The sequence below is a fragment of the Marinobacterium sp. MBR-111 genome (genome assembly GCF_040547585.1).
GTDB classification, from domain to species: Bacteria; Pseudomonadota; Gammaproteobacteria; order Pseudomonadales; family Balneatricaceae; genus Marinobacterium; species Marinobacterium iners.
In genome coordinates, this window is sequence record NZ_JBEPQA010000011.1 from 60,517 (window position 1) to 83,835 (window position 23,319).

At 57.8% G+C, this 23,319-nt stretch carries 22 protein-coding genes; 11 read left to right on the forward strand and 11 right to left on the reverse strand.

All coding sequences use genetic code 11. The annotated features are described in order from the left end of the window. Positions 1 to 106: 106 nt before the first annotated feature. A complete protein-coding gene (locus ABIE61_RS09695; protein ID WP_354408908.1) occupies positions 107 to 1,003 on the forward strand; it encodes a lysophospholipid acyltransferase family protein in 897 nt (298 codons plus the stop codon). Here the strand turns inward: ABIE61_RS09695 and ABIE61_RS09700 are convergent, their stop codons facing one another. The 5 genes from ABIE61_RS09700 to def all read right to left on the reverse strand — a co-directional run bounded on the left by ABIE61_RS09700 (position 1,004) and on the right by def (position 6,690). Next, positions 1,004 to 2,452 carry a TrkH family potassium uptake protein gene (locus ABIE61_RS09700; RefSeq protein ID WP_354408911.1) on the reverse strand — a complete coding sequence of 483 codons (1,449 nt, stop codon included), beginning with the start codon at positions 2,450 to 2,452 and terminating at the stop codon, positions 1,004 to 1,006. A gap of 9 nt (positions 2,453 to 2,461) precedes the next feature. After that, a complete protein-coding gene (gene trkA / locus ABIE61_RS09705) occupies positions 2,462 to 3,841 on the reverse strand; it encodes a Trk system potassium transporter TrkA (RefSeq protein ID WP_206837675.1) in 1,380 nt (459 codons plus the stop codon). Further along, positions 3,838 to 5,166, reverse strand: coding sequence for a 16S rRNA (cytosine(967)-C(5))-methyltransferase RsmB (gene rsmB, locus ABIE61_RS09710; protein ID WP_354408915.1), 1,329 nt, complete (start codon positions 5,164 to 5,166; stop codon positions 3,838 to 3,840). The genes trkA and rsmB overlap by 4 nt, the downstream gene beginning before the upstream one ends. Next, on the reverse strand, positions 5,159 to 6,112 hold the full coding sequence (fmt, locus tag ABIE61_RS09715) for a methionyl-tRNA formyltransferase (protein ID WP_206837680.1): 954 nt from the start codon (positions 6,110 to 6,112) through the stop codon (positions 5,159 to 5,161). Before fmt ends, rsmB begins: the two co-directional genes overlap by 8 nt. A gap of 62 nt (positions 6,113 to 6,174) precedes the next feature. Next, complete coding sequence (gene def, locus ABIE61_RS09720) at positions 6,175 to 6,690, reverse strand: peptide deformylase (RefSeq protein ID WP_091827511.1); 516 nt, start codon at positions 6,688 to 6,690, stop codon at positions 6,175 to 6,177. Between the two features lie 162 nt (positions 6,691 to 6,852). Between def and ABIE61_RS09725 the strand changes: the two genes are divergently transcribed. The 7 genes from ABIE61_RS09725 to ABIE61_RS09755 all read left to right on the forward strand — a co-directional run bounded on the left by ABIE61_RS09725 (position 6,853) and on the right by ABIE61_RS09755 (position 15,109). Then, a complete protein-coding gene (locus ABIE61_RS09725) occupies positions 6,853 to 7,893 on the forward strand; it encodes a LysM peptidoglycan-binding domain-containing protein (RefSeq protein WP_091827510.1) in 1,041 nt (346 codons plus the stop codon). Positions 7,894 to 7,905: 12 nt separating this feature from the next. Beyond that, positions 7,906 to 9,018 (forward strand): DNA-processing protein DprA, encoded by a 1,113-nt coding sequence (gene dprA, locus ABIE61_RS09730; RefSeq protein ID WP_354408920.1) that lies wholly within the window; start codon positions 7,906 to 7,908, stop codon positions 9,016 to 9,018. Between the two features lie 138 nt (positions 9,019 to 9,156). After that, positions 9,157 to 9,645: a 5-(carboxyamino)imidazole ribonucleotide mutase gene (gene purE / locus ABIE61_RS09735; protein ID WP_354408923.1), complete on the forward strand. Its 489-nt coding sequence runs from the start codon at positions 9,157 to 9,159 to the stop codon at positions 9,643 to 9,645. Between the two features lie 3 nt (positions 9,646 to 9,648). After that, positions 9,649 to 10,713, forward strand: coding sequence for a 5-(carboxyamino)imidazole ribonucleotide synthase (gene purK / locus ABIE61_RS09740; protein WP_354408925.1), 1,065 nt, complete (start codon positions 9,649 to 9,651; stop codon positions 10,711 to 10,713). Between the two features lie 187 nt (positions 10,714 to 10,900). After that, complete coding sequence (hemF, locus tag ABIE61_RS09745; protein WP_354408928.1) at positions 10,901 to 11,815, forward strand: oxygen-dependent coproporphyrinogen oxidase; 915 nt, start codon at positions 10,901 to 10,903, stop codon at positions 11,813 to 11,815. 1 nt (position 11,816) lies between these two features. Then, positions 11,817 to 12,647, forward strand: coding sequence for a shikimate dehydrogenase (aroE, locus tag ABIE61_RS09750; protein WP_354408931.1), 831 nt, complete (start codon positions 11,817 to 11,819; stop codon positions 12,645 to 12,647). 89 nt (positions 12,648 to 12,736) lie between these two features. After that, positions 12,737 to 15,109 carry a Lon protease family protein gene (locus ABIE61_RS09755; protein WP_091827504.1) on the forward strand — a complete coding sequence of 791 codons (2,373 nt, stop codon included), beginning with the start codon at positions 12,737 to 12,739 and terminating at the stop codon, positions 15,107 to 15,109. 6 nt (positions 15,110 to 15,115) lie between these two features. Here the strand turns inward: ABIE61_RS09755 and ABIE61_RS09760 are convergent, their stop codons facing one another. Continuing rightward, positions 15,116 to 15,655 (reverse strand): gamma carbonic anhydrase family protein, encoded by a 540-nt coding sequence (locus tag ABIE61_RS09760; RefSeq protein ID WP_206837696.1) that lies wholly within the window; start codon positions 15,653 to 15,655, stop codon positions 15,116 to 15,118. Positions 15,656 to 15,771: 116 nt separating this feature from the next. Between ABIE61_RS09760 and prlC the strand changes: the two genes are divergently transcribed. The 3 genes from prlC to ABIE61_RS09775 are packed head-to-tail and all read left to right on the forward strand — an operon-like array spanning position 15,772 to position 18,671. Then, positions 15,772 to 17,802, forward strand: a complete 2,031-nt coding sequence (gene prlC, locus ABIE61_RS09765) for an oligopeptidase A (RefSeq protein WP_354408935.1) — start codon at positions 15,772 to 15,774, stop codon at positions 17,800 to 17,802. Positions 17,803 to 17,813: 11 nt separating this feature from the next. Continuing rightward, positions 17,814 to 18,089: a YheV family putative zinc ribbon protein gene (locus ABIE61_RS09770; RefSeq protein WP_091827500.1), complete on the forward strand. Its 276-nt coding sequence runs from the start codon at positions 17,814 to 17,816 to the stop codon at positions 18,087 to 18,089. An 18-nt stretch (positions 18,090 to 18,107) separates the two neighbouring features. Continuing rightward, a complete protein-coding gene (locus ABIE61_RS09775; RefSeq protein ID WP_354408938.1) occupies positions 18,108 to 18,671 on the forward strand; it encodes a DNA-3-methyladenine glycosylase I in 564 nt (187 codons plus the stop codon). A gap of 18 nt (positions 18,672 to 18,689) precedes the next feature. Here ABIE61_RS09775 and ABIE61_RS09780 read toward each other — a convergent pair whose 3' ends face one another. The 5 genes from ABIE61_RS09780 to ABIE61_RS09800 are packed head-to-tail and all read right to left on the reverse strand — an operon-like array spanning position 18,690 to position 23,259. Continuing rightward, complete coding sequence (locus tag ABIE61_RS09780) at positions 18,690 to 19,796, reverse strand: PQQ-dependent sugar dehydrogenase (RefSeq protein ID WP_354408941.1); 1,107 nt, start codon at positions 19,794 to 19,796, stop codon at positions 18,690 to 18,692. A 60-nt stretch (positions 19,797 to 19,856) separates the two neighbouring features. After that, entirely contained in the window at positions 19,857 to 21,194 is a 1,338-nt protein-coding gene (locus ABIE61_RS09785; RefSeq protein ID WP_354408944.1) for an MATE family efflux transporter, read from the reverse strand. After that, positions 21,191 to 22,042 carry a zinc ABC transporter permease subunit ZnuB gene (gene znuB / locus ABIE61_RS09790; RefSeq protein ID WP_502915050.1) on the reverse strand — a complete coding sequence of 284 codons (852 nt, stop codon included), beginning with the start codon at positions 22,040 to 22,042 and terminating at the stop codon, positions 21,191 to 21,193. Before znuB ends, ABIE61_RS09785 begins: the two co-directional genes overlap by 4 nt. Beyond that, a complete protein-coding gene (znuC, locus tag ABIE61_RS09795) occupies positions 21,981 to 22,769 on the reverse strand; it encodes a zinc ABC transporter ATP-binding protein ZnuC (RefSeq protein ID WP_354408947.1) in 789 nt (262 codons plus the stop codon). The genes znuB and znuC overlap by 62 nt, the downstream gene beginning before the upstream one ends. Then, the gene (locus ABIE61_RS09800; protein ID WP_354408950.1) at positions 22,762 to 23,259 is read right to left on the reverse strand and encodes a Fur family transcriptional regulator; all 498 of its coding nucleotides are present in this window, start codon (positions 23,257 to 23,259) and stop codon (positions 22,762 to 22,764) included. Before ABIE61_RS09800 ends, znuC begins: the two co-directional genes overlap by 8 nt. Between the last annotated feature and the right edge of the window lie 60 nt (positions 23,260 to 23,319).

The window sequence follows — 23,319 nt, forward strand, 5'->3', positions numbered from 1 at the left end:
CTACTGAATAAGTGACTCAGTCACATCATCTGCGTGCATTTTCGCCATCAACCATGCCGGTGATTTATAATCATCGACTCAGTATATGAATGTGACGGAGAGCGAATTGAAACAGGTCAAGGCGATACTGGCGGTTCTGGTGCTTGGGCTGCTGTCCCTGCTGCCATTGAAGGCCTCTCAGGGGCTGGGGCGATGGCTCGGGAATCGGCAGTGGCGCAAGGGCGAAAAGGCCAAGATGACGTTCCAGACTCGGCGCAATATCAGCCGCTGCTTTCCTGAGCTGGACCTGGATGCACAGGATCAACTGGTGCATGAAAGCCTGAGGCAAACGGGCTGTTCACTATGTGAAATGGGGATGGCCTGGCTGTGGCCGGCCAAGCGTACGCTGAAAAAAATACGTCAAATTCATAACCAAGAGATCGTCAGTGAGGCGGTTGCACAGGGCAAGGGCGTCATCCTGATAGCCCCTCACCTGGGCAACTGGGAGGTGCTTAATCTGTGGCTGTCAGCCCACTATCCCTTTACTGCCATGTATAAGCCGCCGCGACTTAAGCTGATGGATGACCTGATCAAGCGTATGCGCGCGCGGCTGGGCACCCGGATGGCCCCGGCTGATACTCGGGGTGTGCGAATGGTGATGAAGGCACTGCGACGTGGTGAGATGGTGGGTATTCTGCCGGATCAGGAGCCGGAGGCCAGCGGCGGAATTCATGTGCCTTTTTTTGGCAATCAGGCTCTGACTATGAAGCTGCTGCCGCAGTTGGCTGCTCAGACCGGTGCGGTCGTAATTTGTGGCTATGCCGAGCGTCTGCCGCAGGCTGAGGGGTTTGATCTGCATTTTCGACGGGCTGAACATGAGATCAACAGCAAGGATTTGATACAGGCTGCCACGGCTATGAACCGCTCAGTGGAAGCCTGTGTTCGCGCCCTGCCCGCCCAATACCAATGGGAGTACCGCCGCTTCAGTCATCAGCCTGAAGGTATGCCACGCTTTTACGACTGATCACCTGCGCCAGAAGGCAGGCGTGAACAGTACCAGCATGGTGAATACTTCAAGACGCCCCAGCAGCATCGCCAGACACAGGATCCATTTTGCGGTGGGGTTAAGTCCGCCGAAATGGGCGGATACGTCGCCCAGTCCGGGGCCCAGGTTGTTGAGGGTTGCCCCCACGGCTGACCAAGCGGTGATCTGGTCCAGCCCGGTTGCCAGCAAAGCGATCAGCATGACCACGAATACGATCAGATAGACTGAAAAGAACCCCCACACTGCCTGTAGAATTCGATCCGGAATGGGTCTCTGTCCGAGCTTGACTGGAATGACGGCGTTGGGATGAATCAGGCGCAGAATCTCACGATAGCCCTGCTTCAGTATCAACAGGACACGAATCGCCTTCATGCCACCGGCGGTCGAACTGGCACAGCCCCCTACGAAAGCCAATACAAACAGCATGAACGGTAGCATGGCAGGCCAGTGAGCAAAATCTGCCGTGGCATAGCCGGTAGTCGTGGCAACGGAAACCACCATGAAAGCGGCTTTGCGCAGAGCTTCTACCGCAGGATAGGTGTGAGTCATTACCAGCACAAACAGTGTCAGCAGGATCACAAGACCGAGCAGTGACAGGTAAAACTGTACCTCGGGATCTTTCAGATAGTGTGTCAGCGTATGGTGCCGCCAGGCAAAAAAGTGCAGGCCAAAGTTGATGCCGGCTACCACCATGAAAAAGATGCCGATGGACTCGATGATGGCGCTGTCGAAATGGCCAATACTGGCGTCATGGGTGGAAAAGCCACCGATGGCGACCGTGGAAAAGCTGTGGCCGATGGCATCGAACGGCGTCATGCCAGCAAGCCAATATGCCGCGGCGCAGGCGATGGTCAGGGACAGGTAGATATACCAGAGTGCCTTTGCGGTTTCCGTGATGCGTGGTGTCAGTTTGTTGTCCTTGACCGGCCCCGGAGCCTCGGCGCGGTACAGCTGCATGCCCCCGATACCCAGCATGGGGAGAATGGCAACTGCCAGCACGATAATCCCCATGCCACCCAACCATTGAAGCTGCTGGCGATAATAGAGAATGGAGTGCGGTAACTTATCAAGCCCCGTCATGACGGTGGCACCTGTAGTCGTCAGGCCTGAAATCGATTCGAAAACGGCATCAACCGCTGTCAGTCCCGGTGACTCGGCCAGCATCAGTGGCAGCGAACCGAACACCCCCAGCACCGTCCAGAACAGTACGGTAACAAGAAAACCATCACGGATACTGAGCTCCTGCTTGGCGGTGTAAACCGGTACCCAGATGATAAAACCGGTCGCAAGCGTAATGGCAAAGGCGGAGATGAATGCCCAGTGTGTGGCATCGTCATAGAACAGCGACACCCCCAAGGGTGGCAGCTGGGTGATGCTGAAGATCATCAGCAGTATGCCGAGGATCCGTAAAATGACATAAAAATGCATACTGTCGCCTCAGAAGAAAGCCAGGCCTACCTGGAACAGGCGCTCGACTTCCGCAATACGCCGTTTATCGACCAAAAACAGAATGACATGATCATCGTTCTCGATGATCAGATCGTCGTGGGCGATCAAGACTTCATTGCCACGGATGATGGCACCGATCGTGGTACCCGGTGGCAGATCGATCTCCTCAATTGCGCGCCCAACCACTTTGGAGCTCTTGCGGTCACCATGAGCAACCGCTTCCAGTGCTTCAGCGGCGCCGCGACGCAGCGAATGCACGGCTGCTACATCACCACGGCGGACATGTGTAAGAAGTGCGCCAATGGTGGTTTGCTGGGGTGATATGGCGATATCGATAACGCCGCCCTGCACCAGATCGACATAGGCTGGATTGTTGATCAGGGTCATCACAGTGCGTGCCCCCAGGCGTTTGGCCAGCATGGAGGCCATGATGTTGGCTTCATCGTCGTTGGTCAGGGCGCAGAACACATCCGTGTCTTCGATGTTTTCCTCAATCAGAAGATCACGATCGGAGGCACTGCCGTGCAGCACAATGGTGTTGTTGAGGTCGCGTGCCAACAGATTGCAGCGTGACAGGTTGCGTTCGATCAACTTGACCTGGTAGTCATTTTCAATAGAGCTTGCCAGGCGAGCGCCGATATTGCCGCCACCGGCAATGATGATGCGTTTGTAGGAGCGGTCCAGGCGGCGTAGCTCGCTCATCACTGCACGGATATCGCGCCGTGCCGCGATGAAGAACACCTCGTCATCGGCTTCAATGACGGTGTCCCCCTTGGGGATCATGGGGTGGTCCTGACGAAAAATAGCGGCAACACGTGTATCGATATTAGGCATGTGCGAACGCAGGAAGGATATTTCACGCCCTACCAGTGGGCCGCCATAGTAGGCCTTGACCGCTACCAGCTGGGCCTGCCCGCCCGCAAAGTCCAATACCTGAAGTGCACCGGGGTACTGGATCATACGCTTGATGTGTTGGGTTACCAGCTCTTCTGGGCTGATCAGAACATCAACCGGAATCCCCTTGTCGCTGCTGAAGATGGCGTGATCCTTCTGCAGGTAATCGTGTTCACGTACGCGCGCAATTTTGGTCGGGATGTTGAACAGTCCGCGAGCGATCTGACAGGCGATCATATTGACTTCGTCACTGTTGGTGACCGCAATCAACATGTCGGCATCCTGTGCGCCGGCCTGATCCAGTACGGATGGATAGGAAGCCTTGCCCTCTACTGTGCGAATATCAAGCCGATCCTGAAGTTCACGCAGGCGAGCTGTATCCGTATCAATAACGGTGATGTCATTGGCTTCGTTGGCAAGGTGTTCAGCCAGAGATCCGCCCACCTGGCCGGCACCCAGAATGATGATCTTCATGAGGCTATGCGCTCCTCCGTTTTGGTCAGAACAGCATAATAGAAGCCATCATGGCTTCCAGGCTGAGGAAACAGCTGGCGGCCGTAAGGCCTTGATATGCCCCAGCTGGCATTAATTGGCACATGGCATGCCTCAGGGTGCTGTTTGATGAAGCGCTCAATGATGCGCTCATTCTCCTGGCTGAATACCGAGCAAGTGGCGTACACCAGGCGTCCGCCTGGCGCCAGCATCGGCCAGAGGTTGCTGAGGATGCTGAGTTGTACCTGTGCCAGTGCGTTAATGTCTTCGCCACGGCGCAACAGCTTGATATCGGGGTGACGGCGAATTACACCGGTGCCACTGCAGGGTGCATCGATCAGAATGCGGTCAAAGGGTTGTCGGTCCCACCAGTCCTGACTGGTGGCGTCAGCGGTCAGCAGTCGGCATTCAAGCTCCAGTCCCAGGCGCATAAGGTTATCGGTAATGCGTTGTGCTCGTGCGGGTTCCAGTTCGACGGCGACAACATCCTGCAGGCCAGGTGTGGCCTCAAGAAGGTGGCACAGTTTGCCACCAGGTGCGGCGCATGCATCCAATACGCGCTGCCCTGCTCTTGCGTCCAGAAGCCCGGCCGACAACTGAGCGGCTTCATCCTGTACGCTGAACCAGCCCTGATCGAAACCGGGAATACGGCGTACATCTACGGCGTGCTCAAGCACCAGTGCGGTATCACTGAAATGGCCCTGTTGAGCGGGTATCTCTGCGCCCTGCAGCTTGCTTTTTGCACTCTCCAGTGTAAGTTGGCGCTTATTAACTCTGAGGGTCATGGGGGCCTGCTGGTCATTGGCAGCAAGAATTCCCTGCCAGTGTTCAGGCCAGTTGTGCTCCAGTTTGCTGATCATCCATTGCGGGTGGTTCCAGTGGAACTGTGGATTGTCTGCAAACCCTGCTTCAAGCTGTTCAGCTTCACGCTGGTAGCGACGCAGAACCGCGTTGATCAGCTTGCGGGCCCAGTCATGATTGAGTGCTGATGTGGCATCGACGGTCTCGTTCAGCGCGGCATGAGCTGGAATGCGGCTGTGGCGCAGCTGCCATAGCCCGATTAACAGCAGGGCCTGCAGCTCATAGTCACGGTCCTGAAAGGGTTTTTTCAACAGACTGTCGGCAATCACCTCAAGCCGGAACAGTTCTCGCATGGTGCCGAAGCAGAGTTGCTGTAACAGGGCTCGGTCCTGTTCTGGGCAGTGCTGCAGGGCATCGGGCAGATGGCTGCTGAGGGAACCATGCTGACGCAGCAAGGGGGCCAGTACCTTGGCGGCCAGCGCTCGGACATTGATGGAATCAGCCAAGTTTAACTCCAGTAGCAAAGCGTGCCTGATGGGCGTTCATGAGCGTTTTGATCGGTTGTGGCTTGCCACCGGGCAGCTGCAGTTCGGTCAGTAATACACTGCCTTTGCCGGTGGCCACGCGTACGGTGTCGGCAGAGGATTCGACAATGGTGCCGGGTACGGCTGCTTCAGGTTCGTGGAGGTCCGCGGTAGCGGCCCACACTCGAAGGTTGTCATCGCCAAGGCGGGTATACGCCACCGGCCATGGGTTGAAACCACGTACACAGCGTACGATAAGCTCTGCAGGTTGCGACCAGTCGATTTGTGCTTCCTGCTTTTCCAGCTTGTGTGCATAGCAGGCCTGGCTGCCATCCTGCACTTCCGGAACAAGTGTGCCGGCTGCAAGAGGTGTGAGACACTCCACCAGTGCTCTCGCCCCAAGGTCGGCCAGACGATCATGCAGGCTCCCGCTGGTATCGTCAGCCAGAATCGGGCATTCAACCTTGCTCAGCATGTCACCGGTATCAAGGCCGGCGTCCATCTGCATGATGGTAATCCCGGTTGTGTTGTCACCAGCCAGAAGGGCGCGATGAATCGGAGCGGCCCCGCGCCAGCGCGGCAGCAGAGATGCGTGTACGTTGATGCAACCCAGACGTGGTGCATCCAGAACTGCCTGTGGCAGCAGTAAGCCGTATGCCACTACCACCATCAGGTCTGCGTTCAGTTCGCGCAGTGCCTGTTGCTCAGCCAGGTCCTTGAGTGACAGAGGTTGAAATACCGGCAGGTCATGCTGTTGAGCCAGTGCCTTGACCGGGCCGGGACGCAGCTTGCGGCCACGCCCTGCCGGGCGGTCCGGCTGAGTATAAACTGCCACAATGTTGTGTTTGGTCTTGAGCAGGGCATCCAGACAGCTGGCGGCGAAATCGGGGGTGCCGGCAAAGATGATGCGCAGCGGTGTATCACTCATGGTTGGGCTCCATACAAAAACAGGCTTGCGTGTGCAAACCTGTTTAAGAACACGTGGCCGGATCAGGCCTGATGGGCTTCAAGCCGGTGCTTTTTCTCCAGCTTGCCGCGAATGCGATTGCGTTTGAGCGCAGTCAGGTAATCTACGAACAACTTGCCGTTGAGATGATCCAGTTCGTGCTGGATACACACGGCCAGCAGCCCTTCCGCTTCCAGCTCATAAGGGTTGCCGTCACGGTCCAGCGCTTTAAGCAGGATGCGATTGGGACGCTCAACATCCTCGTAGAAGCCGGGTACAGAGAGGCAGCCTTCCTGCATCTGCTCCAATTCATCCTGCAATACGGTGAACTCCGGGTTGATCAGCACCAGAGGCTCACTGCCATCTTCAGAGATATCGATGGTGACGACACGCTTGTGTACATTTACCTGAGTGGCGGCAAGACCGATACCCGGGGCGTCATACATGGTTTCAAACATATCATCGACCAGTTGACGGATCGTATCATCCACTTGTTCGACGGATTCCGCGATAGTGCGTAGACGCGGATCAGGAAATTCAAGAATATTGAGCTTAGCCATAGGTAATCTGCTTTGTCGGAGGTTAAAATCCGGCTGTTTAGTGGCAAAAAGTTTGATCTGCCATCATTATACTGAATAACTTGCCTGATGCATTGCTTTGCGGCCTTCAAGCACGCTTGTGTGGCGGGTTGCCCGGGCCAGAAACTACAAGGGAGCGGAAGAATGAGAGGATTGCTTTATGGCTTGGTTGGGGCCTGCCTGTTATGGGCGGGTGTCGCGACCGCAGCGGAACGTGCCGACCGGATACAGCTCCAGGATGGGCACCCGACAGAATACGTTGTAGTCAAGGGAGATACCCTTTGGCATATTTCAGGCCGGTTTCTGCAGAGCCCCTGGCGCTGGCCCGAGGTGTGGGATGTTAACCCGCAGATTGACAACCCTCATCTGATCTATCCTGGTGATGTGGTTTACCTGACATGGGTTGATGGCCAGCCGCGACTGGGCGTCAGGCGCGGTGTTCGCAAACTGAGCCCGCAGGTTAGGGTTCAGCCTCTGGATCAGCCGATTCCGGCAATTCCGCTGCGCGATATCGCAAGCTTCCTGAACGACAATATTGTGACAGAGCAGGATGTGGTTGAAACAGCTCCCTATGTTATCGGTGGTCGCAACGAGAGCATTATCGCCGGGGCAGGTGATCGCGTGTACGCCCGTGGCATACCTGTGGATGAAAATATCCAGATCCAGAGCCTTTATCGTCCGGCGCGTGAATACCATCATCCTGTAACCGGTGAGTTCTTGGGTTTCGAGCTGTACAAGGTGGCAGATGCGCAGATTACATCTCGAGATGAGGACATCCTGACACTGGATCTTCGTAACAGCCGTGAAGAGGTGCGTAAACTGGATCGCCTGCTGCCCAGTGGAGAAGAGCGAATTCAGTCAATCTTCCACCCTCAACCGGGCCCTGATCTGACCGACGCTGTTATCATTGATGTACTGGGTGGTGTCGCTAAGGTTGGTCAATTTGACGCCGTGGCACTGAGCTTCGGTGCAGCGGATGGTGTTGAGCCTGGCCATGTATTCGCGGTTTACAAAAAAGGCGAGCTGGTTAAGGATCCGGTGACGGAAGAAGTTGTTGCGCTGCCGGCAGAGCGTGCCGGTGAGCTGATGGTGTTCAAGGCGTTCGAGCGTGTCAGCTACGGTCTGGTACTCAAGGCGACCAATGTGATCTCTGTCGGCGACGAGTTGCGCGCCCCGGGACGTTAAGGAACAGTAGTTATGAGCGATCCAAGGGAGTGGATCGCTGCCAGCCAACTGCCGGGTATTGGCCCGGCAACGCTGGCGCGACTCCGCCAGGAAGGTGTCTGCATCACACGGCTGCTCAGAGCCGAAATCGCCCTGCCCTCCACCATTCGGTTACGCCGCGATACGCTCGAGGCGATACACCAGTTCCAATATCAAGGCGCCCGATTCACTGAGGCGGATCAGCTCTTGCAGCAGGCTGATACACTGGGCATTAAGGTGTTGGGGTTCAGCCACGCCGATTACCCCGAGTTGTTGGCGGCTATTCCAGACCCACCGCTGGTACTGTGGATCAAGGGGGAAGTGGCAGCACTGAATGCGCCGCAGTTGGGCATTGTCGGCAGTCGGCATGCCAGTCGAAGTGGCGTACAACTGGCATATGATTTTGCCTCCGCACTTGCGCAGTCCGGTGTCATCGCCTGTAGCGGCCTTGCACTGGGGATTGATGCGGCGGCACATCAGGCATGTTTGGATGTTGATAGTGCCACCGTTGCCGTACTCGGGACCGGGGTCGATCGCATCTATCCGCGGCGCCATCAACGGCTGTCAGAGCAGATTCTGGCTACTGGCGGTGTGCTGGTTTCGGAATACCCGCCAGGAACAGCACCGCTGCCGGGGCACTTCCCACGTCGAAATCGAATTATCAGTGGCCTGTCAATCGGTACGCTGGTGGTGGAGGCTGCGTTGCGCAGCGGTTCCCTGATCACCGCGCGACAAGCCCTGGAACAGGGGCGCGAAGTGTTTGCCATCCCGGGCTCTATCCACAACCCGCTGAGCCGTGGCTGCCACGCGCTGATTCGGGAGGGAGCCACGCTGGTTGAAACGATTGACCACGTGGTTGAACAGGTGGGCAGTATTCTGGGGCTGTTGGTACAAGAGCCGACTCGTCATCAGGCTTCTTCGCAAAGCGCGCCATTGGCACCTGAGTTGCAGCAGCTGTTGCAAAAAATTCCTTGGGAACCGATCTGGCTGGATACGCTGGCCGGCCAGTCTGATTTGCCCCTGCCTCGCCTGCAGGCGCTGCTGATGCAGCTGCAACTGGAAGGTCTGATAGAACTGACCGCCTCGCGGGTGTGTCGTATCCGCTGATCCAGTGGGGAATTTTGCCTCAGTGCTTGCTATAATTCCGCCTTTCCGTTTTCCGGTCCGGCCGGAAAACCCGACCGGATTGTACCGGAGCCGCCAGGCGGCCGGTGCTGTCAGAGTGATGACGGGAGTAGATAACCGATGAGCGCAAAAGTGGCGATCGTGATGGGATCACGTTCAGACTGGCCCACCATGGAAGAGGCGGCAACAATTCTGGACACCCTGGGTGTCGAGTATCACACAGAAGTGGTGTCAGCCCATCGCACCCCTGACAAAATGTTCCGCTTTGCCGAAACCGCGGCTGCCAATGGTATTGAGGTGATCATTGCAGGTGCGGGTGGCGCTGCACACCTGCCCGGGATGATTGCTGCCAAGACGCTCGTGCCGGTGCTGGGTGTTCCGGTTCAGAGCAAGGCGCTCAGTGGTCAGGACAGCCTGCTGTCGATTGTGCAGATGCCGCGTGGCGTTCCGGTCGGTACTCTGGCCATCGGTGGCGCCGGTGCCTTCAATGCCGGTCTTCTGGCTGCCCAGATTCTGGCGACTCGAGATTCCGCGCTGGGACAGCGCCTGGCAGACTGGCGTCAGGCTCAGACGCAAACCGTACTTGATAATCCCGATCCGCGAGGTTGAGTGATGCTGCCACGAATCGTCGTAGCCGGTAACGGCCAGTTGGGCCAGATGTTGCAGCAGGCCGGTGCACCCATGCAACTGGAAGTGATGCCGGTTGATCCCAACGCTGACGTGCAGCTGGAACTGCGTGCGGATGATGTGATCACGGTTGAGATCGAACACTGGTCTGACAGCGTCAGCGGCTTGCAGCTTAAACAGCACCCCAACTTTCGTAATAAGGTTGCTCTGCACATGGTGGTCGACCGTCAGCGGCAGAAGTCGCTGCTCGATCGTCTGCAGGTCCCGACCTCCTCCTGGCTGTCCCTCGAAGGCGATGATCTGCAGGCACAGCTGGAGTCGGTGGGCGAACGCGTTATCGTTAAACGCCGCCGCGGTGGCTATGACGGCCGTGGTCAGTGGCGTTGGCAGAAAGGCGATCAGCCCGAAGCTGAGTGGGCGGGTGAGTGCATTGCCGAGGCGATGATTCCGTTCAGCCATGAGGTTTCACTGGTCGGTGCCCGCAATGCCGCTGGTGAAAAGGTGTTTTATCCCCTTACCTGCAACTGGCACCAGGATGGCATTTTGCGTGCCAGCATTGCCGGCCTGCCCATACCCGCCGAACAGCAGCGTGATGCCGAAGCCTGGCTGGGTCGCATCATGGATGACGAAGGCTACATCGGTGTGATGGCGATGGAGTGTTTTGTAGTGGACGGCAAGCTGCTGGTCAACGAGTTGGCGCCCAGGGTACACAACTCCGGTCACTGGACTCAGGAAGGCGCCAGCATCAGCCAGTTTGAGCTGCACCTGCGCGCACTGGCAGGGTTGCCGCTGATTACCCCCGAAGTCAGTGGTGTCTCGGTTATGTACAACCTGCTGGGTCGCAACTGGAAGCCTGAATGGCTGAACGTACAGGGTGCGCATGTACACTGGTACGGCAAGGAGATCCGTCCGGGACGTAAGGTAGGTCACGTCAACATCTGTCGGCCTGATGCGCCTACTCTTGCTGAAAGCCTGCAGGCGCTGGGTGCTCATCTGGATGCAGAAGACAGCGTGGTTGCCGAATGGGCATTGGCTCAGCTGGCAAATTGAGCTATTCATCCAGGCTGCTCTAGAGAGTCCCGTGGGCGAAGTGAGTATTGACTACGCCTGCGGGTATTTTTTAATAAGGCGTGCGCCCTTTCTTTTGCCTACTCAGTCTTTTTATTACGATGAAACTCTAAATTTAAAGCTCTATAGCGGAAGTAAATACTTACTTTCTTGAGAATGGAGATTATATATGTCCGTCCCTGATACCCAAGAAGTAAAACGTTATCTGCTCGATCTGCAGGAGCGTATCTGTGCTGCTTTGGAGCAGGCTGATGGCAAGACGCGGTTCGTTGAGGACAGCTGGGAACGTGCCGAAGGCGGCGGTGGTCGCAGTCGAGTAATCAGTCAGGGCGGCGTGATTGAAAAAGGCGGGGTCAATTTTTCTCACGTTTATGGCAAGGCGTTGCCGGGCTCAGCAACGGCTCACCGTCCAGAGTTGGCCGGTCGCAGCTTCGAGGCGATGGGTGTGTCACTGGTCATCCATCCTCACAACCCCTATGTACCCACTTCCCATGCCAACGTGCGCTTTTTTATTGCCGAAAAGGAAGGAGAAGCACCGGTCTGGTGGTTTGGCGGTGGCTTCGATCTGACTCCCTATTACGGCAACGACGATGACTGTCGACACTGGCATCAGGTCGCGCACGACGCCTGTGCTCCTTTCGGTGACGATATCTATCCGCGTTTCAAGCAGTGGTGTGATGACTATTTTTACCTCAAGCACCGTCAGGAGCCACGTGGTATCGGCGGTCTGTTTTTTGATGACCTTAATGAGCTTGGCTTTGACGACAGTTTTGGCTTGATGCGTGCCATCGGCGATGCCTATGTACCGGCGATCGTGCCGATCATCGAAAAACGCAAGGATATGCCATATGGCGAGCGGCAGCGTGATTTTCAGTTGCATCGACGTGGACGCTATGTGGAGTTCAACCTCGTATACGACCGTGGAACTCTCTTCGGGTTACAGTCTGGAGGTCGCACCGAGTCTATCCTGATGTCGTTGCCGCCGGAGGTGCGTTGGGACTACAACTGGCAGCCTGAGCCTGACACCGAGGAAGCCGTGCTGTATGAACGTTACCTGAAACCGCGCAACTGGCTGGATGTATAACATGACCGACCGCTATGCCGTGTTTGGCAATCCGATAGCCCACAGCAAATCACCTCAGATTCATGCTCGTTTCGCGCAGCAAACGGCACAGGATCTGAGCTACAGCGCCGAGCATATTAATGAGGATGCGCTTGAGGCGGCTGTTGAGGATTTTTTGCAGGGCAATGGCAAGGGATTGAATATCACGGTGCCGTTCAAGGAACGGGCCTGGGCGCTGGCGCAGTGGCGCAGTGAACGCGCTGAGCTGGCGGGCGCGGTTAACACCCTGTATCGCCTCGAAGATGGTCGCCTTGCCGGTGACAACACCGATGGCATCGGTCTGGTGCGTGATCTGGCCGACAATAATGAAGTCGACCTTGAGGGGGCTCGGGTGCTGATCCTCGGTGCGGGTGGCGCCGTTCGCGGCGTACTTCAGCCGCTGCTGGCCGCGGGTGCTGGCTCTATCCTGATCGCCAACCGCACCCCTGCCCGAGCCGAAGCATTGGCGCAGCTGTTTGATTCGGCCGCCGGTGTAACAGGCTGTGGTTTTGATGCCATTCCGGCAACCGCCTTTGACCTGATCATCAACGGCACCTCTGCCAGCCTGCAGGGAAAGCTGCCACCGGTTCCCGAAGCGACAGTAAGTGCTCACACAGCCTGCTATGACATGATGTATGGCGCCGAGCCCACTCCGTTCTGTCGTTGGGCACAGGCCCAAGGCGCGGGCCGGGTCATGGACGGTCTTGGGATGCTGGTCGAGCAGGCCGCTGAAGCCTTCCTGATCTGGCGCGGTGTGCGTCCCGATACGTCTCCTGTTATTCAGGCGCTGCGCGAGTCTCTGACAGCCCACTGAATTTCAAAGCCTTTTCCCGCAACCGCCTTGCATCAATCAATTGTGAGGCGGTATAACAGAGAAACATTCTCTGTCTGCGGAGTGCGCGCATGGACAAGCATCTGCCCCTGGCGCCCGAGGCGCTCTATCGCAACTGCGATCCCGAACTCCTTCCTTTCAAAACCACCGAGTCACTGGAGCCCTTCACCGGCTTTTTCGGACAGGACCGCGCCATCGAAGCGATGGCCTTTGGCATCGGTATGCAGCGGCCGGGTTATAACCTGTTCGTAATGGGCAATCCGCATACGGGGCGTTTCTCCTTTGCCATGGACAGCCTGAAAAGCTCGGCCAAAAAGCAGAGCAAGCCCAGCGACTGGTGTTACATCAACAACCTGAATGACAACCGCTACCCTGTCGTGCTTGAACTGCCCGCCGGACGGGCTTCCCAGCTTAAGCGCGACATTCGTCAGCTGCTGGATACCGTGCTGACCGAGCTGCCGGCCGCATTTGAAAACCCCGCTTACCAGCGTATGAAAAGCCAGATTGAGCGCGAGTTCAATCGCCATTACGACGACGCCCTCAATCAGGTGGAACGCAAGGGGCGCGAATACAGCATTGCTGTCTACCGGGATGGTGCAACGGTAGGCTTTACTCCGGTCAGCAATGGGCAGGCGATGGATGAAGCGGTGTTCTCGCAGTTGCCTGAAGAAGATCGGGATGCGATCCAGGCTCATATCTCAGAACTGGAAGAGATGCTGAATGACAGCCTGACCGGTCTACCGGTCTGGCGCCGTACCGCGGCCGAACAGATGAAAGTGCTGGACCGAGAAACTGCACGACAGGCCGTGCAGCCGCTTGTTCAGCCGCTGCGAGACAAGTACGCCAATATCAACAGCATTGTGGATTACCTGAACCACATAGAGCGTGATCTGATCCGTAACTCGGGTGATCTGGTGGGCGATGACAGCCCGCTTGAAGCCAAGACCGATGCCATGCGTCGGGAATATCTGGAACAGAACTATGGCCTGAACCTGCTGGTCGATAACCACAAAACCAAGGGTGCACCAGTAGTATTTGAGGCGCATCCCAGCTACGAGAATCTGTTTGGTCGGGTGGAATACGTCAGCGAAATGGGCTCGATGGTCACCAACTACACCCTTATCCGCTCGGGGGCATTACATCGCGCCAATGGCGGCTATCTGGTACTGGAAGCGGAGAAGCTGTTGGAACAGCCATTCGTTTACAGTGCGCTTAAGCGTGCCCTCAAGTCTCATGAGATTCGCATCGAAAACCCGATCAGCGAATATACCGGCATCAGCGCGATCACGCTGAGTCCGCAGCCAGCGTCACTCAAGGTGAAGGTGGTACTGGTAGGTGAACGTGAAACCTACTATTTGCTGCAGGAACTGGATCACGACTTCGAGAAGATGTTCCGCGTGGTGGTGGACTTTGACGAGGATGTGCACCGTACCCCCCACTCCATCCGTCAGTATGCGCGGCTGATGAAAACGCTGGCGCAGGAAGAAAGCCTTGCGCCCCTGACTCGGCGCGCAGTGGCACGCCTTGTTGAACACAGCTCTCGCTTGGCGGGTGATCAGGAGTTGCTGTCGGCCCATGTGGGGGAGTTGGTTGACCTGCTCTGCGAGTCGGATTTTCGCCGTCGCGAACAGAATGATGCCTTGATCAATGCCGAACATGTTGAGCTGGCGCTGGAGGCCAAGGAGCGCCGCACCGGCAGGCTGTCAGAGAAAATTCTGGAAAGTATTCTCAATGAAACGGTGCTGATCGATACCGAGGGTGAGGCGATTGGCAAATCGAACGGCCTGACGGTGCTGCAGGTAGGCGACGTCTCCTTCGGCAGCCCGGCGCGCATTACCGCCACGGTGCATCCCGGAAGCAAGGGTATTATCGATATTGAACGTGAGGTGACACTGGGCCAGCCGATCCATTCCAAAGGTGTTCTGATACTTTCGGGTTTTCTGGGACACACCTACGCCAGTGATTTTCCGCTGGCGGTTTCGGCAAGCCTGGCGATGGAGCAGTCCTACGGTTATGTGGACGGCGACAGCGCCTCACTGGCAGAGATCTGTACCCTGATCTCTGCCCTGACCCATATCCCGATTCGCCAGCAATATGCGGTTACCGGCTCCATCAACCAGTATGGCGAGGTACAGGCGATTGGCGGGGTGAACGAGAAGATCGAGGGCTTTTTCCACCTCTGCAAAACCCGTGGGCTCACCGGGTGGCAGGGCTGTGTCATTCCCAAGGCCAATGTGCGTCACCTGATGCTCAAGGCCGAGGTGGTCAAGGCGGTGGAAGATGGCATGTTCCACATCTACGCCGTGGCCAGCGTGGATGAGTGCCTGGAGATCCTGATGGGTCGCACCGCCGGTGTGCGTAAGGAAGACGGCCACTTCACCCAGCGCAGCATCAATGCGCAGGTGGTGAAGCGGCTGCGGGAGATCGCCAAGGCCAAGGCCTGACAAGTGTCAGGCCCAGTCCTCCGCGCGGTGCTTGTCTTTCAGGCGTGAGTAGTTCTCGGCGGTATAGGTGAAGAACGCGCGCTCCTGTTCCGTCAACTCGCGCTGGGGCTTGGCCGGACGGCCCACGTAGAGATAGCCGCTTTTCAGCGTCTTGCCCGGTGGCACCAGGCTGCCGGCACCCACGATTACTTCATCCTCTACCACGGCGCCGTCCATGATCATGGCGCCCATACCCACCAGTACACGGTTGCCGATGGTGCAGCCGTGCAGCATCGCCTGATGACCGACGGTGACATGATCACCGATAATCAGCGGAAAGCCATCAGGGTTGTAGGGGCCTGCGTGTGTGATATGCAGTACCGAACCATCCTGAATGCTGCTGCAGCGACCAATGCGGATGCGGTGCATGTCACCGCGAATCACCACCAGCGGCCAGACCGAGCTGTCGTCACCGATCTCCACGTCACCCAGTACAACCGCGCTGGGATCGACAAACACCCGCTCGCCTAGTTTTGGTGTCATCCCCTGATAAGGGCGTATATTCATAACCGCTCCTGAATCGATTGAAATAAGGCTCTGTGGCCCCCATTGTATAGCAAAGTGCACTTTTGAACGCCTGCAGACGTACAACCGCTGAAAGGCCGCAACCGATGGAGACACCGATGTCCAACCCGCTGCTTGAGACCCACCTGCTGCCCCCGTTCAGCCGTATCCAGCCCGAGCATGCCGTGCCCGCTGTCGATGAACTACTGACGCGCAATCGCGAACGCATCGCGGCGTTGACTGCCGACCCGGAGCGCAATGACTGGTCGCTGGTGGCTGAGCTGGAGCAACTCAACGATGAGTTGGCACAGGCTTGGTCACCGGTATCGCACCTGAACGGCGTGATGAACTCGGATGCCTGGCGTGAGGCGTACAACGCCTGTCTGCCGAAACTGTCCGAGTACTGGACCGAGTTGGGCCAGCATCAGGGACTGTTCAAGGCGTTCGAATCTCTGGCACAGAGTGATGCCTACCCGCAGTTGAGCAAGTCACGCAAAAAGGTGATCGATAATGCTCTGCGGGACTTCCGCCTGTCCGGTATTGCCCTGCCGGAAGCCCAGCAGAAGCGCTATGCAGAGCTGCAGCAGCGCCTGTCTGAGCTGACCACCCGTTTTTCCGAGAACGTGCTCGATGCCACCCAGGGCTGGTGGAAGCAGGTCGATGATGAAGCGGAGCTGGCCGGGCTGCCGGATCATGCCGTTGCCGCCGCCAAAGAGGCGGCGAAGGTGAAAGAGCTTGAAGGCTGGGTGATCACGCTGGACTTCCCCGCCTACTACGCCGTGATGGCCTTTGCCGACAGTCGCAGTCTGCGCGAAGAGCTGTACCGTGCCTACAGCACCCGCGCATCCGATCAGGGGCCGAAGGCCGGTGAATGGGACAACTCGGCGGTGATGCAGGAAATTCTGGATCTGCGCCACGAGTTGGCGCAGCTGCTGGGCTTTGACACCTATGCCGATTACTCGCTGGCGACCAAAATGGCGCAGTCACCGCAACAGGTGGTGACCTTCCTCGAAGATCTGGCCACGGAAACTCGCCCGATTGCCGAGCGTGAGCTGGCCGAGCTGCAAGCCTTTGCCCAGGAACGTGATGGCATTGAAGAGCTGATGGCCTGGGATGTCACCTACTATGGTGAGAAGCTGAAACAAGCGCGCTATGACATCTCTCAGCAGGAGTTGCGTCCCTACTTCCCGCTGCCGAAAGTGCTGGATGGCATGTTCACCATCGCCGGGCGCCTGTTTGATCTGGACGTTGAAGAGCAGTCGAGCTTCGACAGCTGGCACGACGATGCGCGCCTGTTTGCACTCAAGCGCAACGGCGAGCCCTTTGCCTACTGCTACCTGGACCCCTTTGCCCGCAGCGGCAAGCGCGGCGGTGCCTGGATGGATGACTGCCGTGTGCGTCGACGTCTGAGTGACAGCCAGTTGCAGCTGCCGGTGGCCTATCTGGTGTGCAACTTCACTCCGCCCCTGCCTGGCCAGCCGGCGCTGCTGACCCATGATGAAGTGACGACCCTGTTCCATGAGTTCGGCCATGGCCTGCACCATATGCTGACGCAGATGGAAGAGGCGGATATCAGCGGCATCAACGGTGTCGCCTGGGATGCAGTGGAGTTGCCGAGTCAGTTTATGGAAAACTGGTGCTGGGAGCCGGAAGCGCTGGCGCTGATCTCCGGTCATCATGAAGCCGGTGAGCCGTTGCCGCAGTCACTGCTGGACAAAATGCTGGCCGCCAAGCATTTCCAGTCGGCGATGATGATGCTGCGCCAGCTGGAATTCTCACTGTTTGATTTCCGTCTGCATCATGAATACCAGCCGGGCAAAACCGATATTCAGGCGCTGCTGAGCCGGGTACGGGACCAGGTATCGGTGATCCGTCCGCCGGCAGAAAACCGCTTCCAGCACAGTTTCAGTCACATCTTTGCCGGTGGTTATGCCGCAGGCTACTACAGTTACAAGTGGGCCGAGGTACTGTCGGCCGATGCCTTCTCCCGTTTCGAGGAGGAAGGCATCTTCAATGCGGAAACCGGCGCCGCCTTCCGTCAGGAAATTCTGGAACAGGGTGGTTCGGGTGATCCGATGGATCTGTTTGTGGCCTTCCGTGGTCGGGAACCCAGTGTGGATGCCCTGCTGCGCCACTCCGGTATTCGCTGAGAGGTTGAAAAATGAGTGTAAGCAAGCGTTTTATTGCCGGTGCGGTCTGTCCACGCTGTGGCGAGATGGATACGGTCAGAATGTACCGCGATGACGAGCGAGAATACCGCGAGTGCGTGAAGTGCGGCTTTTCCGACTCCCTGAGACTGGATGGTCGCCCTGACCCTGAGCAGATTGAAACCCGCGTCAGCGGGGAGCGCTCGGACCGGGCACCAGCCTCCAAAGCGGATGACAGTCCGCAGCCGATCCGAATTCTTGACGCGGGCGGCCTGCGCCGTGACCACTGACACGCCCGCGGCTGGGCGATGCAAAGTCCGCTTGAGCATGCCTATCATGACCATGAATGGGGTGTGCCGCAGACGGATGATCGGGTGTTGTTCGAGTTTCTGGTACTGGAATCGGCTCAGGCGGGTCTGAGCTGGCGCACCGTTCTGGAGAAACGCGAGGGTTACCGGCGTCACTATTGTGATTTTGATCCCGAGCGGGTGGCCCGTTTCGGTGAAACGGAAGTGGCCGCGATGCTGGCGGATCCCGGTCTCATCCGTAACCGTGCTAAAGTCGAAGCCTCAATCAACAATGCCAGAGTCTTTCTTCGCCTGCAGGCGCACCACGGCAGCTTTGCCCGCTTTCTGTGGCGCTATGTTGAGGGCCAGCCGATCCAGCCCGGTTTTGAACGGATGGAGCAGATTCCGGCCCAGACTGCCCTGTCGGTGCAGCTGGCGAAAGATCTGAAGCGTGAAGGCATACGCTTTTTCGGCCCCACCATCGCTTATGCCTATATGCAGGCAGTGGGGTTGGTGAATGACCACTTACTACACTGCCCTCGCCAGAAGGCTTGTCGAGAGCTGGCCGGACACATTGAACTGTAGTGCCCCGCGGTAGAAACGTTACTGGGTCTGATACCAGACCCGATACACCAGCCCGGCCTTGTCATCGGAGATCAGCAGATCACCCTGTGGCCGCACCAGCACATCCACCGGACGTCCCCAGTCCTGCTCACCCTGCAGCCAGCCACTGATAAAGGTCTGAATCTGCGTCACCTCTTCCCCTTCTGTATCCACCCGAATCACCTCATAGCCGATCTTGCTGGAGCGATTCCAGGAGCCATGCAGGGCAATAAAGGCGGTGGTATTGGGGGTATCGGGGAACGCGTTATCGAAGGCCCCATCCCTGTGGTGGTAAAAGCTCATGCCCAGCGCCGCGACATGGGGGCCCAGCAGCGCCACCGGCGGCTCTGCATTGATGGCATTGGCGCCCTTGCCGAACTCCGGGTCTGAAACTCCGTCGGCATGTACAAAGGGAAAACCGAAATGTAGCCCGGCGCGGTCGGCTCGGTTCAGCTCGTCATCAGGCAGATTATCGCCCATATGGTCGCGTCCGTTGTCGGTAAACCAGAGGCTGCCATCTTCGGGATGCCAGTCAAATCCCACTGTGTTGCGTACCCCTCGAGCCCAGGGTGCGGCCTCGCCGGTGGCAGGATCAAAACGCATGATGCTGGCAAACTGAGGGTCCGATTGCAGACATACATTGCAGGGAGCGCCCAGCGTGAAGTAGAAAGCCCCATCCGGCCCCTGCTTCAGATACTTCCAGCCGTGGTGGGTGATATCGGGGAGGCCATCCAGTATAACCTCGGGCTTGAGCGGCTGCTCCAGTCGTGACTCCACATCAACAAGCTGGATCAGCTGAGTCAGTTCGGCCACATACAGATCGCCATCTACAAAGCTGATGCCGTTGGGCAGGCGTCTGCGTTCCAGCAGAGTATGGCGGGTTTCATAGCGCTGATCGCCGTCCAGATCCTGCAGCGCAAACACCCGTCCATCGCGCCGTGTGCTGACAAACAGTGTGCCATCGGGGCTCAGTGCCAGCTGCCGGGCGTTGGGTACCTCAGCGGCGACCTCGATTCTATAGCCCTCTGGCAGTTTGAGTTGCTCCAGCGGCGCGGCAGCCAGCGGCAGGCTCAGTGCCAACAGTGTTGTGGTCAGTGTGATGCGCATCCTGTTCTCCCCTGCCTGTGTTCGGGATAAGTCTGGTTGCCACGCCCTGATTTTGCCAGTTCAGCTAAACCAGACATTGCGCCGCTGCATGCGCCAGAACACCCAGCCACCGCTGAGGCCGCGGGCTGCAAACAGGGAGATGAAGGCCAGCCAGAGGCCGTGATTGCCCATGGGCTGGGCTATCCACCAGATGGGGGCGAATACGCAAAACACCGAAAACAGCATGGTGTCCTGCATCGCCTTGACCTGAGTGGTGCCTATGAACAGACCATCCAGCAGAAAGCTCCAGCAACCGATCAGTGGCAGGATGACGACCCAGGGCAGATAGCGCCCGGCCAGCTCGCGCACCTCGGCGATATCGGTCAGCAGATGAATAATCGTGTTGCCGCCGAGCCAGAACACCAGCGTCAGCATAATCGCACTGAGCAGTGACCAGAAGGCGGTGCAGCCGAGGATGCGTCTGAATTCACTTGGGTCACGCCTGCCCACGGCGCGCCCGATCAGCGCTTCCGTGGCATGGGCAAATCCGTCCAGTGCATTGGAGATCAGCAACAGGAAGTTCAGCAGAACGGCGTTGGCGGAGAGTATCGCCGTACCTTGCTGGGCGCCCTGGGCAGTAAAGAAGGCAAAGGTCAGCAGCAGGCTAACCGTGCGTATAAACAGATAACGGTTTACCTGAATCAGTGCCTTGTAGTCGCGCAGGCGCCGTAGCTGAGGCCAGAGCCACTGCCCCGCGGTTTTGAGCAGCAGGCGGCGACAGAACCATAACCCAAGCAACAGGCTGAAATATTCGGCCAGCACCGTGGCGAGTGCAACCCCGTCCGCTTTCATGCCCAGCCCGAACACGAACAGCAGGTCCAGCAGCATATTGAGCAGGTTGGTGCTTGTCAGCAGAATCAGGGCGATGCGGGTATTCTGCATGCCCACAAACCAGCCCAGCAGAGCGAAGTTACACAGCACCGCAGGTGCGCCAAAGGCCCGTATTTCGGTATAACGGGTGGCTTCGGTCAATACATCCTGCTCGGGGCCCATCAGCTGCAGCGCCAGTGTGGTCAGCGGCGTGCGCAGCAGCAGGATCAGCAGCCCGATACATGCGCCCAGTACCAGCGACTGCCCCAGCAGCGTGCGCAGCCGGTCGCCATCCTCGCGGCCATGGGCCTGCGCCACCATGCCGGTGGTACCCATGCGCAAAAATCCGAATGCCCAATAAAGAATGGAGAAGATCATGCCGCCCAGCGCAACGGCACCCAGATGATGGGGTTCGGGCAGATGGCCGATCACGGCGGTATCCACCAGGCCCAGCAGCGGCACCGTGATGTTGGACAGCATCATGGGCCAGGCCAGTGACCAGACCCGCCGGTGGGTGGCGCGATCCAGCCAGTGCTGCGCCATGCTCATCTGCCCTGCAGCGAGCGCATCGGCAGTGAATAGAGAATCAGAAACTCGACTAGCGCCGTGACCACGACCGATGGCCCGGCGGGCGTATCCCAGAACCAGGAAGCACTGATCCCACCGACTACCGCCAGCATCCCCAGCAGCGACGCAAACAGTGCCATCTGCTCAGGGGTGTTGGCCAGGCGCCGAGCGGCTGCAGCCGGTATGATCAGCAGCGAGGTGATCAGCAGGATGCCCACCAGCTTCATTGCAACCGCGATCACCACCGCAATCAGCAGCATCAGGCCCAGACGTACCCGCGCCACAGGGACCCCCTCCACCTGCGCCAGTTCTTCATTGATGGTGATCGCCAGCAAGGGGTTCCAGAGCCGCCACAACAGCAGTATTACTACGGCACCACCGCCGTAAATCCACCAGAGATCGGCCGGTGCGATCGCCAGCAGGTCACCGAACAGATACTCCATCAAGTCAATGCGTACGTTATCCAGCAGTGCCACCGCGACCAGACCCAGCGACAGAGCACTGTGTGCCATGATGCCCAGCAGGGTATCGGTGGCAACCAGATGCTGGCGTTGCAGAGACACCAGCAGCACCGCCAGCAATACACAGCAGGCAACGACCGCCAGATTCAGGTTGATATCAAACAGGAATCCCAGCGCAATACCCATCAGGGCTGAGTGCGCGAGGGTATCGCCGAAATAAGCCATGCGGCGCCAGACTACAAAGGCACCCAGCGGGCCTGCCAATGCGGCAATGCCGATGCCGCCGGCCAGTGCGAGGATCAGAAAATCAGCCACAATGATGTCCACTGCATTCATCCGGTTGCGGATGGTCAACGATGATATCGCCATGGACATCATGCTTGTGGCCATGGTGATGATTATAAAGTGCCAGAGCACTCGCCTGTGCCGGGCCGAACAGTTCGAGAAACGACGGGTCGTTGCTGACGTGCTCGGGGTTGCCGGAGCAACAGATATGATGATTGAGGCAGACGACATGGTCGGTAGAGGCCATCACCAGATGCAGGTCATGTGAAATCATCAGTACCCCGCATTGGCGCTGTTTGCGTATATCGGAGATCAGCCGATACAACTCCAGCTGGCCGTTAATATCCACGCCCTGAACAGGCTCATCCAGCACCAGCAACTCGGGATCACGCAGCAACGCTCGCGCCAGCAACACGCGCTGGGTCTCACCACCAGAAAGATTGTGGATGGAATGTTTAAGCAGATAGGCCGCGCCGACATCTTCCAAAGCTTGGAGCATCAGGCTCTGATCTACCCGTTTAGGAATACTGAGAAAGCGCTCGACCGACAGAGGCAAAGTGCGGTCGATATGCAGTTTCTGCGGCATATAGCCGATCTTGAGATGTGGTTTTTGCCAAACATTGCCACTTGAAGGTTTGATCAAACCCAGGATGACCCGTACCAGTGTGGTCTTGCCAGCCCCGTTGGGGCCGATCAGTGTTGTGATGCAGTTATCATGCAGGTGCAGATTGATATTCTGCAGCGCCGGCTGGCGATTGAACTGTACGCTGACCTGATCAAGCTTGACCAGGTCCGGCCCGTGTTCAGCCATGTAAGTGCTCCTGCCGCTGGCAATTGGGACAAAGGCCGGTGACTTCGACGGTTTCCTGCTCGACCTGGAACCCAAGCGCAGCTGCACTTTGTTCAAGTGCAGCATGAATCGAGGCTGAGTCCAGCTCAGAGGTTGCGCCGCAACGTCGACAGATGAGGAAGCTGCCTTGATGAGGATGTTCCGGGTGAGGGCAACCGACAAATGCGTTCAGTGACGCAATCCGGTGGACCAGCCCCTGCTGCTGCAAAAACTCCAGTGCGCGGTATACGGTGGGCGGTGCCGAGTTGAAGCCTGCCTCGGCCAGTGCCGGCAGCAGCTCGTACGCGCCCAGCGGCTGGTGGCTTTGCCAGATCAGCTTCAATACCAGCTCACGGATCGGTGTCAGACGCTGGCGTCGCTCGCGGCAAATCTGCCGAGCGAGGGTAAGTGCCTGGTCGATGCAGTGCTGGTGATTATGATCGGCCGCGAAGGCAAGCGAGTCAGTCGTCATGACGTGAGTACATCCGATTCAATGTGTTATATTATAACCTATAAAGCATCCTGAGGAGAC

Bases quoted from the DNA above. Each gene is read 5' to 3' on its own strand.
- hemF (WP_354408928.1), top strand. From the start codon at position 10,901: ATGTCCGTCCCTGATACCCAAGAAGTAAAACGTTATCTGCTCGATCTG.
- ABIE61_RS09775 (WP_354408938.1), top strand. From the start codon at position 18,108: ATGCAAAGTCCGCTTGAGCATGCCTATCATGACCATGAATGGGGTGTG.
- ABIE61_RS09770 (WP_091827500.1), top strand. From the start codon at position 17,814: ATGAGTGTAAGCAAGCGTTTTATTGCCGGTGCGGTCTGTCCACGCTGT.
- ABIE61_RS09780 (WP_354408941.1), bottom strand. From the start codon at position 19,796: ATGCGCATCACACTGACCACAACACTGTTGGCACTGAGCCTGCCGCTG.
- purE (WP_354408923.1), top strand. From the start codon at position 9,157: ATGAGCGCAAAAGTGGCGATCGTGATGGGATCACGTTCAGACTGGCCC.
- prlC (WP_354408935.1), top strand. From the start codon at position 15,772: ATGTCCAACCCGCTGCTTGAGACCCACCTGCTGCCCCCGTTCAGCCGT.
- ABIE61_RS09700 (WP_354408911.1), bottom strand. From the start codon at position 2,452: ATGCATTTTTATGTCATTTTACGGATCCTCGGCATACTGCTGATGATC.
- znuC (WP_354408947.1), bottom strand. From the start codon at position 22,769: ATGGCTGAACACGGGCCGGACCTGGTCAAGCTTGATCAGGTCAGCGTA.
- aroE (WP_354408931.1), top strand. From the start codon at position 11,817: ATGACCGACCGCTATGCCGTGTTTGGCAATCCGATAGCCCACAGCAAA.
- ABIE61_RS09725 (WP_091827510.1), top strand. From the start codon at position 6,853: ATGAGAGGATTGCTTTATGGCTTGGTTGGGGCCTGCCTGTTATGGGCG.
- dprA (WP_354408920.1), top strand. From the start codon at position 7,906: ATGAGCGATCCAAGGGAGTGGATCGCTGCCAGCCAACTGCCGGGTATT.
- purK (WP_354408925.1), top strand. From the start codon at position 9,649: ATGCTGCCACGAATCGTCGTAGCCGGTAACGGCCAGTTGGGCCAGATG.
- ABIE61_RS09785 (WP_354408944.1), bottom strand. From the start codon at position 21,194: ATGAGCATGGCGCAGCACTGGCTGGATCGCGCCACCCACCGGCGGGTC.
- fmt (WP_206837680.1), bottom strand. From the start codon at position 6,112: ATGAGTGATACACCGCTGCGCATCATCTTTGCCGGCACCCCCGATTTC.
- znuB (WP_502915050.1), bottom strand. From the start codon at position 22,042: ATGGCGATATCATCGTTGACCATCCGCAACCGGATGAATGCAGTGGAC.
- def (WP_091827511.1), bottom strand. From the start codon at position 6,690: ATGGCTAAGCTCAATATTCTTGAATTTCCTGATCCGCGTCTACGCACT.
- ABIE61_RS09800 (WP_354408950.1), bottom strand. From the start codon at position 23,259: ATGACGACTGACTCGCTTGCCTTCGCGGCCGATCATAATCACCAGCAC.
- trkA (WP_206837675.1), bottom strand. From the start codon at position 3,841: ATGAAGATCATCATTCTGGGTGCCGGCCAGGTGGGCGGATCTCTGGCT.
- ABIE61_RS09760 (WP_206837696.1), bottom strand. From the start codon at position 15,655: ATGAATATACGCCCTTATCAGGGGATGACACCAAAACTAGGCGAGCGG.
- ABIE61_RS09755 (WP_091827504.1), top strand. From the start codon at position 12,737: ATGGACAAGCATCTGCCCCTGGCGCCCGAGGCGCTCTATCGCAACTGC.